The 12,251-nt window shown below is 64.8% G+C and carries 9 protein-coding genes; 8 read left to right on the forward strand and 1 reads right to left on the reverse strand.

Features of this window, described 5'->3' with window-relative positions:
* Window positions 1-103: 103 nt before the first annotated feature.
* The 8 genes from rpmB (at window position 104) to MMB49_RS01825 (ending at window position 11,494) form a co-directional block, all read left to right on the forward strand.
* Window positions 104-298, forward strand: coding sequence for a 50S ribosomal protein L28 (gene rpmB / locus MMB49_RS01790; protein WP_003811837.1), 195 nt, complete (start codon window positions 104-106; stop codon window positions 296-298).
* 119 nt (window positions 299-417) lie between these two features.
* Window positions 418-3,102 carry an ATP-dependent DNA helicase RecG gene (locus tag MMB49_RS01795; protein WP_047271520.1) on the forward strand — a complete coding sequence of 895 codons (2,685 nt, stop codon included), beginning with the start codon at window positions 418-420 and terminating at the stop codon, window positions 3,100-3,102.
* A gap of 180 nt (window positions 3,103-3,282) precedes the next feature.
* On the forward strand, window positions 3,283-4,590 hold the full coding sequence (locus MMB49_RS01800; RefSeq protein WP_047271522.1) for an APC family permease: 1,308 nt from the start codon (window positions 3,283-3,285) through the stop codon (window positions 4,588-4,590).
* A gap of 460 nt (window positions 4,591-5,050) precedes the next feature.
* On the forward strand, window positions 5,051-6,139 hold the full coding sequence (locus MMB49_RS01805; protein WP_047272006.1) for a hypothetical protein: 1,089 nt from the start codon (window positions 5,051-5,053) through the stop codon (window positions 6,137-6,139).
* A 63-nt stretch (window positions 6,140-6,202) separates the two neighbouring features.
* Window positions 6,203-8,113 carry a hypothetical protein gene (locus MMB49_RS01810; RefSeq protein WP_047271524.1) on the forward strand — a complete coding sequence of 637 codons (1,911 nt, stop codon included), beginning with the start codon at window positions 6,203-6,205 and terminating at the stop codon, window positions 8,111-8,113.
* 8 nt (window positions 8,114-8,121) lie between these two features.
* Window positions 8,122-9,759 carry a dicarboxylate/amino acid:cation symporter gene (locus tag MMB49_RS01815; protein WP_047271526.1) on the forward strand — a complete coding sequence of 546 codons (1,638 nt, stop codon included), beginning with the start codon at window positions 8,122-8,124 and terminating at the stop codon, window positions 9,757-9,759.
* A 241-nt stretch (window positions 9,760-10,000) separates the two neighbouring features.
* A complete protein-coding gene (locus MMB49_RS01820) occupies window positions 10,001-10,663 on the forward strand; it encodes an RsmD family RNA methyltransferase (protein ID WP_047271528.1) in 663 nt (220 codons plus the stop codon).
* A 228-nt stretch (window positions 10,664-10,891) separates the two neighbouring features.
* The gene (locus MMB49_RS01825) at window positions 10,892-11,494 is read left to right on the forward strand and encodes a nitroreductase family protein (RefSeq protein ID WP_047271530.1); all 603 of its coding nucleotides are present in this window, start codon (window positions 10,892-10,894) and stop codon (window positions 11,492-11,494) included.
* A 151-nt stretch (window positions 11,495-11,645) separates the two neighbouring features.
* Here the strand turns inward: MMB49_RS01825 and MMB49_RS01830 are convergent, their stop codons facing one another.
* Window positions 11,646-12,077: an Hsp20/alpha crystallin family protein gene (locus tag MMB49_RS01830; RefSeq protein ID WP_229940921.1), complete on the reverse strand. Its 432-nt coding sequence runs from the start codon at window positions 12,075-12,077 to the stop codon at window positions 11,646-11,648.
* Window positions 12,078-12,251 lie beyond the last annotated feature (174 nt).

Here is a 12,251-nt window from a genome sequence, read left to right on the forward strand (position 1 = left end):
TGCATTTGTTTGTATTTGGCGCTATTATTGTGAAGTTGTGTGTTCAAGCATCCGTGCTGGAACACGGAAGACTTGAACATCAAGGTTATTAAGGGAGTCCATCATGGCAGCTCGTTGTGCAGTGTGCGGCAAGGGTCCGCAGGTCGGATACACCGTTTCTCACTCGCATATCCGCAACAAGCGCACCTTCCGCCCGAACCTGCAGCCGGTTCGTACCACCGTTGACGGCCAGAACGTTCGCGTCCGCGTGTGCGTCAAGTGCCTCAAGGCCGGCAAGGTTCAGCGTGTGGTTGCGTGACATCGCGCGATAATGTTTCACTGAGGCCCTGGAAGTCGCAAGACTCCGGGGCCTCTTTATATCCGCTGGCGGAGGGGACAATGCGATGCCGTCTCGCCGGCACACCACAATAGGGACGTATGAGCATCACGTTGAACACCACCATGTCGTCGATCATGACGAACAAGCGGCGTGTCGGCGCGCTCAAAAGCCTTGGCGTCGTGACGGTGGGCGATGCGTTGACCTACTATCCGTTCCGCGTCGCCGATCCGGTGCCCCTGCGGGCACTGCGCGAGGCCCGTATCGGCGAGAGAATGGCGTTCTCCGCGTCGGTGCGCGGCATGCGGGTCGTGCCGATGCACGTTCGGCGGGGCTACCGGCTCGAGGCCGTGGTGGATGACGGGGATTTCGCGGTTTCCCGGCATGTCGCGGGGGCCGCCGCCCGTTTGGTGTTCTTCTCGTACAAGAAGCAGTATGTCGATTGGCTGAGCATGCGGCTGCGTTCCGGCGCGATTGTGGTGATCGCCGGAGAGCCGAGCGAGTTCAACGGCCAACTGCAGTTCACCCATCCCGAAATAATGACGGTCGCTCCCGGCTCCGGTCCGGCTGATGGCGAATACTCCGGCGTCGTGCAGATGAGCGCTCTGAAATACGACGCCGACACCGTCGAAGCGGGCCTGCGTCGCATCAGCAGACCCCGACCGGTGTATCACGCGTCGTCTCGTATCTCCAGCGAACACATTCATGAGTCGATAGTGCAATGCATCGAGTTGCTGGCCGGAACCGGGCAGGATCTCCCGGGCGATGCGGCAACGGAAGCCCCGCAAACAATGAAACCGATGGAAGACGGCGGCATCAGCGGCGCCGGAACCGCTCCAGCGGATGCCGAGTCTCGGTCAGGAAACGCCGTGGCCGTCGGCCTGGCCCGCGCGATCCCGGACGTCCTGCCCGAATCGGTGCGCGAATCGAATCATCTGCTGCATCGCGCGGAAGCGTTCCTGGCCATCCACGACCCGCTCAGCACCGCGGATTTCAAACGGGCCATCGGCACGATGCGCTACGAGGAGGCGTTCGTCTCGCAGACGGCGCTGCTCCAGTCGCGTAGCAATGTCCGCAAGGATGCGGCCCTGCCTTGTGCGGGCGTGGCGCTGCGTGACCGGTTCATCGAATCACTACCGTTCCCGCTGACCGGCGGCCAGCGGGAGGTCATCGATGATATCGGCGTGGACATGGCCCGCGAATATCCGATGCAGCGCCTGCTGCAGGGCGAGGTCGGTTCCGGCAAGACCGTGGTCGCGGTCGCGGCCATGCTGCAGGCGGCGGGTTCCGGCCATCAGGCGGTGCTTGTCGCGCCCACTCAGGTGCTCGCCGAGCAGCATCATGCGACCATCAGCGCCATGCTCTGCGCGATTGACAGCGTCGAGACGGGCGATGACCCGTCCCGCGATGCCCTGTCTCCCAATGACCCGGCCGACCTGATCAAGGCCGCCGAATCCGCTGCCGATGACGGAGATGCCAAGGGGCGCGCGGCCGTGAAACATCCCGTGAAACACAGTGGGGCACGCAGTGGGAAACAAGACGGCGCGGCGCACGCGAACACGCGGCACGTGCCGGTCATCCTGCTGACCGGCGGCATGAAACTGGCCGCCCGCCGCCGTGCTCTCGCGCTCGCGGCCAGCGGCGACCCGTGCATCATCGTCGCCACGCACGCCGCGTTCTCCAAGACGTTCCAGGCCCCGAACCTCGCGCTCGTCGTCATCGACGAGCAACACCGGTTCGGCGTGGAGCAGCGCGAATCCCTGCGCACCAAAAACGATGTCGTGCCGCACCTGCTGGTCATGACCGCGACGCCGATCCCGCGTACGGCGGCGATGACCTGGTTCGGCGATCTGGACATCTCGTGGCTCACCGAGCTGCCGGGCGGGCGCAAGCCCATCCGCACGTTCATCGTGCCTGAAGACGACGGCCGCATGATGGGCTCCATGTTCGCCCATATCCGCGGCCGCATCGACGCGGGGGAGCGGGCGTATGTCGTCTGCCCGCGTATCGATGCCGACGATGAATCGGACGGCGATGACGATACAAGTGGGGCATCGCAGATCGGCGTGTACGACGATTCCGACACCTACAGGCGCGAATCCGCCACCGCGGCCGCCAACACAGCCGACAGCGCGCCATCGCAGGAGGATGGTGACGGTGCTCCGTCACGGCCGCCGCTGCATTCCGTGGCCGAGATCGAGCGCAGGCTGTCATCGCTGCCGCAGTTCCGTGGCATCCGTTTCGCGACACTGACCGGCCGCGACGATGACGCGACAAAGCAGCAGGTCATGGCCGATTTCGCGGATGGGGCCACGCCGGTTCTGGTGGCGACAACGGTCATCGAAGTGGGCGTGGACGTGCCGCAGGCCAGCTGCATCGTGATCTTCGACGCTGACCGGTACGGGCTTTCGCAGCTGCACCAGCTGCGCGGGCGCGTGGGGCGCGGCGGCACGGATTCATGGGCGTTCCTGATTTCGCGGGCTGAGGATGGCGGTCCCGCGCAGCAGCGGCTGCAGGTCATCCAGGGCACGCTCGACGGCGCCCAGATCGCGCAGGCCGATCTGGAGTTCCGCGGCGCCGGAGACGTGCTCGGCGACGCGCAGTCGGGCGGCAAGTCCGGTCTGAAACTGCTGCGCGTGGTCAAGGACGCCAAGATCATCGCCGACGCGCGCGAACGTGCGGGGCGGTTGCTCGCCGATGACCCCGATCTGTCGGGCGAGGTCGAGCTTGCCGGCGCGGTGCTTGATTTCACCCGCGGCAACGAGACGTTCCTGACCAGCAGCTGACGCGCGACGGGCGATATGCGCCGCGGATAGGGTCGTTGGACACGAGCCCCGGCCCCGCCATCCGCGATCGAACAATGTGGCGCTTGAACACAGTATAGATTTTTCATATGGGAACGGCGTTCTCATCGCCGGCATGATGTGGTTCAGTTGTCATGAAGGTTTCGGCCGGGGAGGGGCATCATGGCATCATCACGTTCACTGCACACGGTTCATCTGGCCGCTTTCGGCGCGGGCAATGTCGTCGGTCTGGGGGTTATGTCGATGGCCGGCATCGGCGTCGGCATCACGGGCACCGGATTGTGGCTCGCCGCGCTGGTCGGTGGCCTGGGAGGCGCGTTCGCGCTGGTGCCGCAGCTGCTGGCCAGCTCGTCCGGCGATTACCCGGGCGGCCAGTACCAGCAGGTCGGCACGCTGCTGCCGCCCGTCTTCGGCGGCATCGTCGCCTATATCCTGTGTTTTCTGGTGTTCGACATCTCCGCGTACGCGCTGTCCGCGGCGCAGCTGCTCGGCCTGCCCATGCTGCCGACACGCCTGACCGCGGCGTTGGTCGTCGCGCTGTTCCTCGGCGTGCACATGCTGGGTGCCCGCATCGCCGCCATCGCCCAACTGGTGATGGCCGTGCTGCTCGCGGCGGCGTTGGGCACGTACGTTGCGGTGACAATGCCGCACGTGCGGCTCGCGAATCTCGCGCATTACACGTTTCTCGGCTCGCCTCTGGCGTTCCTGTTCGCATGCGTGTACATGACGCTCATGATGAACGGGGTGGCCGGCGTGGCGAACTATGCCGCGGTCGCGGACCGTCCGCGGGTGACGGTGCCCCGCGCGATGCGCGTCTCGCTGTTGCTGGTCGCCGTGACGTATGCGCTGATCTGCGTGGCCGATGCCGGCGCCTTGCCGATAGCCCAGGTCGCGAACCGGGATCTCGCCGTCAGCCTGTCTGCATTCATCCCGGCTCCGGTGACGGTCGCGTTCGTGGTGGGCGGCTCCGCGTTCGCCCTGCTCACCACGCTCAATGCCGTGGTCGGTTGCGTGGCGTATCCGGTCGCCTCGGCCTGCGCGGACGGATGGTTGCCGCGCGAACTGGGAGAGCGTTCCACTCGGACCGGCGCTCCCGTGCGCCTGCTTTCGGTGGGTATGATCGCCGCGGAGTGCCCGCTGATCGCCGGGAATTCCACGAAAACCGTGTCGTCGAGCGTCACGATTCTGATGATCGTGGTGCAGGCGATGGTCGCCGTCGCCGCATTGCGCCTGATACTGCGCGACGGCTCATCGCTCTGCGCATTCCGCTCGCTGCCGTTGCTCGGCCGCGTGCCGCAATCCGGGCTCGCGGCGTTGTGCATCGTCGCGCTGCTCGTCGACCTGCTGCTGATCGCATGGCTGCTGTACACGATGAACCGTCTGCTGATCATCGGCAATGTCGTGATATTCGCCATAACGGTTGTCGCCGCTGTCATCGTGAACAAATATAGGGTTGATACGAGGCCATAACAACTATGTATAACCGCGGGTTTGCCAATGCGGCGACGCGGGGCCTACGATGATGTCAACGTTCACGGGAACCCGCGAACAGGCCCGGCCCCGGATGATGGGGCGGCACCCCGGTCAGGTGTCTTATCCGAGCAAGGAGTACGTTATGTGTGTCAATGAAGGCGTGAAGGCATCGGCTGTCAGCTCACTGTCGGGCGGACTGCCGATCATGCGCGAGCGGTGAGAGACCGCTCGATAGTCCGTTTCGGATGTTTGCCGGCGCGATCGCGATGATTGTGATTCGCCGTCCGGCATGATTCCTCACACTCCCGGCAGATTACACCGACGGTTGCCGGATCATTCGCGGCGATGCGGATTCTGCCGCATCGCAGGTTTTCGTATATCGCGATTCGCCGCCACCAAACTGTACCGCCGCGCCGTATCCAAAAACGGCGCGGAAGACAAGAAGAAGGGAATATCCATGTCCACATCATCAGCTCGTCATGAAGCGCCACGCAACGGGCGGCCCGTGAAGCGCCGGCTTATCCGCGTGCTCGCCGGCTCGGCCGTGATAGGCGCTATGGCGGTCGGCGGCCTGCAATTCGCGCTCGGCACGGCCTACGCGGCCGGCGACGTGTGCGACCTGTGCTCGACCAACTACAATCCGGTCGCCTGCTGTTCCAGTGGCGGTTCGGCCTACGATTCCAACCCCGGAGGCGGCATCGACGTCTCAGCGCAGAAGGCCGCGTTCGACAGCTACTGCGCGAACTACAAGAAGGAGCACGCCCAGAAGGAGGAGCCGGCGACGCCCGCCCCCGCCACGAAGCCGAGCAACCAGAAGCAATCGGCCCCGGCCCCGGCGAAGCAGTCCTCGGGCTCGCCGGCCACCCAGACGACGAAGCCCTCCACGGGCAACACCACCGCGCAACAGTCGCAGCCCGCGCAGTCGACCGGCACACAGTCCGGCCAGAGCACGACGGGCAGCACAGCCGGGATCACAGGCGACACGGCCGCGAACGCCGATGCCACCGCCACTCAGACCTCGAAGGACGCGGCCTCCCGGAAGAACAGCGATGACAACACCGCCGACACCGCTGGCGGCGAGACCACCACGACCGAATCCGGCATCACCGACAGCGGCACTGATACGGCGGAAACCACCACGCAGGCCTCTCCGGTCACCGATCGGGCCGAAACCACCAGCCCGGTGGTGCGCATCGTCGCCGGCGTGGTCATCGCGCTCGCCGTCATCGGCACGCTGGGCGCCGCGCTGATTGCGCGCAACAAGCGCCGCGCTCCCGCGCTCGCCGGAGCGAACGGCGGCCGGTCCGACGACGGATTCGACATCGCAGACGGCGCGACGCCGGCCCCCGCGACGACGGCGAACGCCATTGCCGCAACCGAAGCCCGTGCCGACGCGAGTGCGCCGACCGAAGTGCTGCAGCCCATCGCATCGCCGGCGAACGGGCCATCCGCCGGGCCATCGGCGAGTCTCAACGTGGCCGACAGCGGCGGCGCTCCTACCGCACGGTACGACTTCAACCTCGTCGACGGACCATCGTCCCGCTGAGCCATCAGCGCAGCAGTACCAACGCAATTCGATACGGAAGAAATACAGAAGGGAACCACAACAATGTCCAACACCAACCACAGCCTCACGAGAGGCTCCATCGCCGCTAAAGCCGCGGCGCTGCTCACCGCGGCGGCGCTCGGTCTCACCGGATTCGCGCTGACGGGCGGGAACGCCGCGTCCGCCGCCGAAACCACGCCCACGGCGGCAACAGCCGCACAATCCCAGGAAGACACGCCATTCGACTACTACGCGGGCATCCCCGACCTGCCTTCGGATCACGTGTTCGAAAACATCACGCTGGAACGTCTCGAAGACATCCTGCGCTACGGCAAAGGCAACTTCGTGATACTCATCGGCGGCACGTGGGACTCCGCGACGACGGCCGCACTGCCCGCCATCAACACCGCCGCCAAGGCGCAGGGCATCGAGAAGATCTACAATTTCGACCCGCACCTCGACAACGCCGGAGCCGACACGCTCGTCAACATCAACGACAAGAACAACGCGGTCGACGCATTCGCCAAGCGGTTCCAGCAGACCATCGACGAATTCGGCCTGACCGACCTGCAAAGCAAGAACACAGCAAACGTCGTCGATCTGCCGACCCTGTTCACCTACAACAAGGACAACACCGGCGACAAGGTGCCCGCATCCACCGCGAACGTTGCCGACAGCGCCGAGCTGACCCGCGTGCTGGGCACCGCGAAGAACGCCGCGACCCGCACCAACGGCCAGTTCTACACCAACTACTACCTGAACAACGTCTCGGCCGGCGCGGCCAGCGTGTTCAAGCAGGGCGAGGACAAGGACTTCTCGCTCATATCGGTGACGTACGGCGAACTGGAGAAGCTGCTGCAGTCGCCAGGCAACCATTACATCTTCTTCGGCGCGACCTGGTGCGGCAACACATACGCCACGATCCGCTACGTGAACCAGGAAGCCCGCAAATACGGCATCAAGCACGTGTACACGTTCGACACGATCCTCGACAGCACGTCCGGCAAAGGCTCGCCGTTCCACATCCGCGACAACTACAACAACGGCAGCCACCCGCTGTCGGACCTGTACACGCATCTCGTGAACACGTACCTGCCGAACCTCGTGACCGAGGACGGCAGCCACGGCGTCGTCGATTCCAAGGGCGTCGGCGCGACCCGCCTGCAGGTGCCGCTGCTGCTGCACTACAACAAGAACAACGCCGCACAGCTGCCCGGAACCGACCAGCCGGCCGGCCCCGTGACCGATGAGGTCGTGGACTACCATGGCAAGACCGCGAACGTCGACGCCAAGCCGCAGCCCACGGCGAGGGAATACATGCTCAACTGGTACGGCACCACGTACGACGACAAGGCGATCATCCAAGGCGGATTCTCCATCACCGGCGACGACCTGAGCGCGGCGAAGAACTACGGGCGCAAGGTCAACAACGACCGTGACGCATACATCGCCCAGGCCGACCACTTCTACTCCCTGCTCAACCTGCGCGGCGAAATCGCACAAGCCAAGACGGTGAGCCTGAACGGTTACTCCGCCGACCGGGTCGCCGCATTCAAGAAGACGCTCGCCGCGGCCGAAAAGACCGTGTCCGACAAGAAGGCGACCATCAGCGCGACCGACACCGCCACGAAGAACATCGCCAATGCGGTCACGGCGCTCGCCGGAGGCAACAACGGCGGCAGCGGTAACGGTAACGGCAGCGGTAGCGGCGACACGGGTAACAATCCGGTCGCAGGCAACACCGACAACGCTGGCGGCAACGATAGCACGGCCGGCAACAAGCCGTCCCGCAAAATCGTCGTCGCCGGCAACGAGCCGCTCTCCCGCACCGGTGCCGAAGCCACGGTCATCGCATCCGTCGCGCTCAGCCTCGCGCTGACCGCCGCCGGGGCGCTGGCGCTGAGCCGCAACCGTGGCGACGCCGCGGCGGCACAGGCTCTCTCCGACTCGACCCGCCCGACCTCGGCGAGGTGAGCTGACTGATGGGAGCGCTATCCAACATCGATCCCACCGCAGTGGCGGTCTGGGCGTCGGCCGTGGTGCTGTTCGCCCTGATCGCCGTGCTGCGCGCGGTCTTCAAACTCAACTTCAGCCTGCTGACGGTGCTCGCGCTTGGGCTGGGCATCGCCCTGAGCCTCGTGTTCGACGGGCAGGTCGACTCGCTCAACCTGCTGGGCAACATCTACATCAACCTGATCACCGCGCTGGTCGCGCCGCTGATCTTCGTGTCGATCATCTCCGGCATCACCTACGTCGGCAGTCTGAAAAAGCTGCGCAGCATCGGATTGCGGTCGGTTGGCTGGCTGCTGCTCACCAATCTGATCGCCATCGTGATGACGCTGGGTGTGGCCATCCCGCTGCACATCGGCTCGGGCGTCAAACTCGTCGACGACGAGTCGACCGCCGGTTTCCTCACCTCGCAGACAGCGCCGCTCGACCAGGTCATACTCAACTTCTTCCCGAAGAACATCGTCGGAGACCTGTCCGGCAACCGTGTGGTGCCCATCATCATCACGGCCACCGTGCTGGCCATCGCCATCGTGTCGGTCGGTCGGCAGAAGGACGTGAGCGTCGTCAAGCGGTTCTTCGAGCAGACCAAGGGCGTGATCTACAAGGCCGTCGGCTACGTGGTCGAGCTCACCCCGTACGCGGTGGTGGTGCTGGGAGCGACCTCGACGGCCGCGACCACATCCAAGGCGGACGCGCTGCTCGCGCTGCTGAGCATTCTCGTGCTGGGCTTCGTGCTCAACATCATCCAGGCGTTCGTCGTCAACGGGCTGCTGCTGAAATTCGTGGCGCACGTGCCGCCCTTGACGTTCTTCAAGGCCGTGCTGCCGGCGCAGACCACGGCGTTCGCCACGCAGTCCAGCGTGGCGACGCTGCCGCTGAGCATACGGCAGCTCGGCACGGTCGGTGTCGGCGCGGACGTGGCGAACTTCACCACCCCGATCGGGACGACCATCGGCATGCCGGGATGCGCTGGTGTGTGGCCGATGCTGTCGGCCGTGTTCACCATCAACGCGCTCGGACTGGGGTATTCGCCGGCGAGCTATGTGGCGCTCGCGGTGATCGGACTGCTGTCGTCGATCGGTACCGCGGGCGTGCCGGGCACTGCGATCGTGACCGCGACGACCGTGTTCACCGCGGTTGGTCTTCCGGTGCAGCTTCTGGTGCCGCTGGTGCCGGTCAGTAACATCGTCGGCATGCCGAGCACGATGGCGAACGTGTCCGCTGCGGTCACATGCGCGGCGATCGTATCGCGGCAGACCGGGGAGTTCGACGAGAGCGTGCTGGATTCGGCTCGTGCCGGGCGGCATCGCCATCGCGCGGGCGTGGTCGTGTCGCCGGCTGGCGGGGCGGTTGCGGCTCCTGTCGTTCCTGTTGCGGCTCCCCTCGGCGCGGTGGGTGTTGCGGCGTCCGTCGTCGCCTCGCCCGTCGCGGCTGGAGTCGGTGCGGCCCATAAGCCGGTGCAGCCGGGATTCGCGGTGACGCCTGGATTGTCATTGACGTTGCATCAGTCGATGCTGCGTGTGCAGGCCGACGACGATGCCGACGACGCTCCGGTGCCCGTTGGCGCGTGCGGCATCTCCGCCCACGCTGCCACGGCAAAAGCCGCATAGGCTGGCGAGTGGGCTGGCTGGGGGTGGTCGAAGGTATGTCCAGATGAAAAAGCGACCCGCAAACGGTCAAATTACGCGGGTCGCCGTGAGTATCCGAGCAAGGGTACCCGCAAAGCATCATAGCATATGAGGCATGTGAGCAAGCTGAGTCGCGTATCGGAGCCGTCTGATATATGGCACGTACGACCCAGGACCGGTGGTGCGGTTGCGGTCGTTTCGCCGGGGCGGCCATAATGGTGTCATGCATGTGATTTCAGGACGATTCAAGGGCGTCGCGTTGACCACGCCGAAAACCGGAACCCGGCCGACCACCGACCGGACCAAAGAGGCGATATTCTCGCATCTGGATTCATGGCAGGTGCTGGACGACGCCCGCGTATTGGATCTGTTCGCCGGGACCGGGGCGCTGGGCATCGAGGCGTTGAGCCGCGGCGCGAGGGAGCTGGTGGCGGTAGAGTCCTCCGCTCCGGCGGCGGCGCTGATCGCCAAGACGTTGACCGCGCTGCAGCGGAACCGTTCGTGGGAGCGCGGCATGACGGCCCGGGTCATCAGGGCCAGAGCCGAGAAGTACGTCGCTTCGGGTGCCGCACGCTCGGCCTCGAACGCCGATGCTGCTGGCGGCTCCGCGAAGTCGGCGGCGTTCGATGTGATCTTCATCGACCCGCCGTACGCGTTCGCCACCGAGGACTGCAACCAGTTGCTCTCGGACATGGTCGCCCATGGAATCGCCGGCGGGAATACGACGATCGTGTTGGAGCGATCCGCGCGTTCCGACGAGCCCGTGCCGCCCGAGGGATGGATCCTCGCCGAGCATCGCGATTACGGCGAGACCGCGGTGTGGTATATCGAGTCCGCGCTTGAGACGTCGGAGGCCTCGGAGACCTCGGGCGCGACGGATGAGTGAGCAGCCGAGGCGAGTGTAGCCCGTTGCTGCGAGCCCGAAGCGGCCTTGGCCCAATCGCCGCCGGGCCGAATGTTACCTAGCTGATATTCTCTGACAGAGAACATCAGCATGTGGGTCGCATGTCGCACGTATCGTTAATCATGGAATAGCTCGAATCGAGGTATCGAATCGAGCTATTAGAAGACAGTGAAACAACAAAACGCAATGCCATCGCGAAAGGATGCCATCATGTCGAACTTCATCGAGGAACTCAAGGCCCGTCGCTCGCAGTACGCGCTGACCTCCGAATCCCCGGTCGGCGATCAGGAGATCGTCAAGACCGTCGAGGACGTCACCGTGCAGGTGCCGAGCGCGTTCAACTCCCAGCCGCAGCGCGCCGTAGTGCTGTTCGGCGACGCCAACCAGAAGCTGTGGAACATCGTCAAGGAGACGTTGCGCAAGGTCGTGAGCGATGACGAAGCGTTCAAGGCCACCGAGGCCAAGATCAACGCCTTCGCCGCCGGCCACGGCACCGTGCTGTTCTACGACGACACCGACGTGACCAAGCAGCTGCAGAAGAACTTCCCGACCTACGCTGCGAACTTCCCCGGATTCGCCCGTGATGCCGCCGGCATGCTGCAGCTCGCCGTGTGGACCGCGCTCGCCGAGAAGGGGCTTGGCGCATCCCTGCAGCACTACAACCCGCTGATCGACGAGGCGGTCTCCGCCGAATTCGGTCTGCCGTCCAGCTGGGTGCTGCAGGCGCAGATGCCGTTCGGCACCGTCGCCCAGGCCGCGGCTCCGGTTGACAAGCAGCCGGTTGACTCCCGCGTGAAGGTGTTCGGCCTGTAAGCCGAATGGTCGCTCCCGCTGACGGGGTGGGGACGAAATACCAACGAGCCAATAAAAATCCCGTGACCGGTTGCGTGTTCCGCATGCCGGTCACGGGATTTCTGCTTGACTGTTGTTTCCGCCGCCGACCTGTACGGCCGGCCATCAGGCATCAGCCCTCAATGGCGATCTGGTGCTTGCTCTCGACCTGCGGCTGCGCCTCGATCTTCGGAACCTGAATGCACAGCGTGCCGTTCTGGTAGTTGGCGTGGATGTCGTTCTCCTTCACCTGATCGCCGACGTAGAAGCTGCGCGAGCAGGTGCCGACGTAACGTTCACGACGAAGCCACTTGCCGGACTCATCCTTGTCGCCGCTGTCCTCGTCCTTGTGGGCGGACACGGTCAGATAGCCGTTGTTCAGCGAGACGCTGATGTCGTCCTTCTTGAAGCCGGGCATGTCGATGTCCACGTCATAGCCCTTGTCGTTCTCGCGCACGTCCGTACTCATCATGTTCGTCGGGGTCATCGCCGCGCTGTTGTCGGCGGAGCGCCAACTCTCGAAGAACGGGTCGTCAAACAGGTCAGAGAACATCGTGTCATTCATCAAAGCCGGAAACATTGCCGTAATCGGTACTCCTCGCATATCGGAGTGGAACGGGTTGGCTTGCCGCGCCGGCCGGGTGACTGGCCTTGCCGGTGTGGTCTATCGTGGCCGTTCCCGGAACCCCTCTCGGAGCTCCTCCTCTTGCCTTGCACCACTACCTACCGGTATTCCGTC

Source organism: Bifidobacterium sp. SKU, assembly GCF_026016405.1.
Lineage (GTDB): Bacteria > Actinomycetota > Actinomycetes > Actinomycetales > Bifidobacteriaceae > Bifidobacterium > Bifidobacterium bifidum.

Bases quoted from the DNA above. Each gene is read 5' to 3' on its own strand.
- MMB49_RS01825 (WP_047271530.1), top strand. From the start codon at position 10,892: ATGTCGAACTTCATCGAGGAACTCAAGGCCCGTCGCTCGCAGTACGCG.
- rpmB (WP_003811837.1), top strand. From the start codon at position 104: ATGGCAGCTCGTTGTGCAGTGTGCGGCAAGGGTCCGCAGGTCGGATAC.
- MMB49_RS01795 (WP_047271520.1), top strand. From the start codon at position 418: ATGAGCATCACGTTGAACACCACCATGTCGTCGATCATGACGAACAAG.
- MMB49_RS01830 (WP_229940921.1), bottom strand. From the start codon at position 12,077: ATGAATGACACGATGTTCTCTGACCTGTTTGACGACCCGTTCTTCGAG.
- MMB49_RS01810 (WP_047271524.1), top strand. From the start codon at position 6,203: ATGTCCAACACCAACCACAGCCTCACGAGAGGCTCCATCGCCGCTAAA.
- MMB49_RS01815 (WP_047271526.1), top strand. From the start codon at position 8,122: ATGGGAGCGCTATCCAACATCGATCCCACCGCAGTGGCGGTCTGGGCG.
- MMB49_RS01800 (WP_047271522.1), top strand. From the start codon at position 3,283: ATGGCATCATCACGTTCACTGCACACGGTTCATCTGGCCGCTTTCGGC.
- MMB49_RS01820 (WP_047271528.1), top strand. From the start codon at position 10,001: ATGCATGTGATTTCAGGACGATTCAAGGGCGTCGCGTTGACCACGCCG.
- MMB49_RS01805 (WP_047272006.1), top strand. From the start codon at position 5,051: ATGTCCACATCATCAGCTCGTCATGAAGCGCCACGCAACGGGCGGCCC.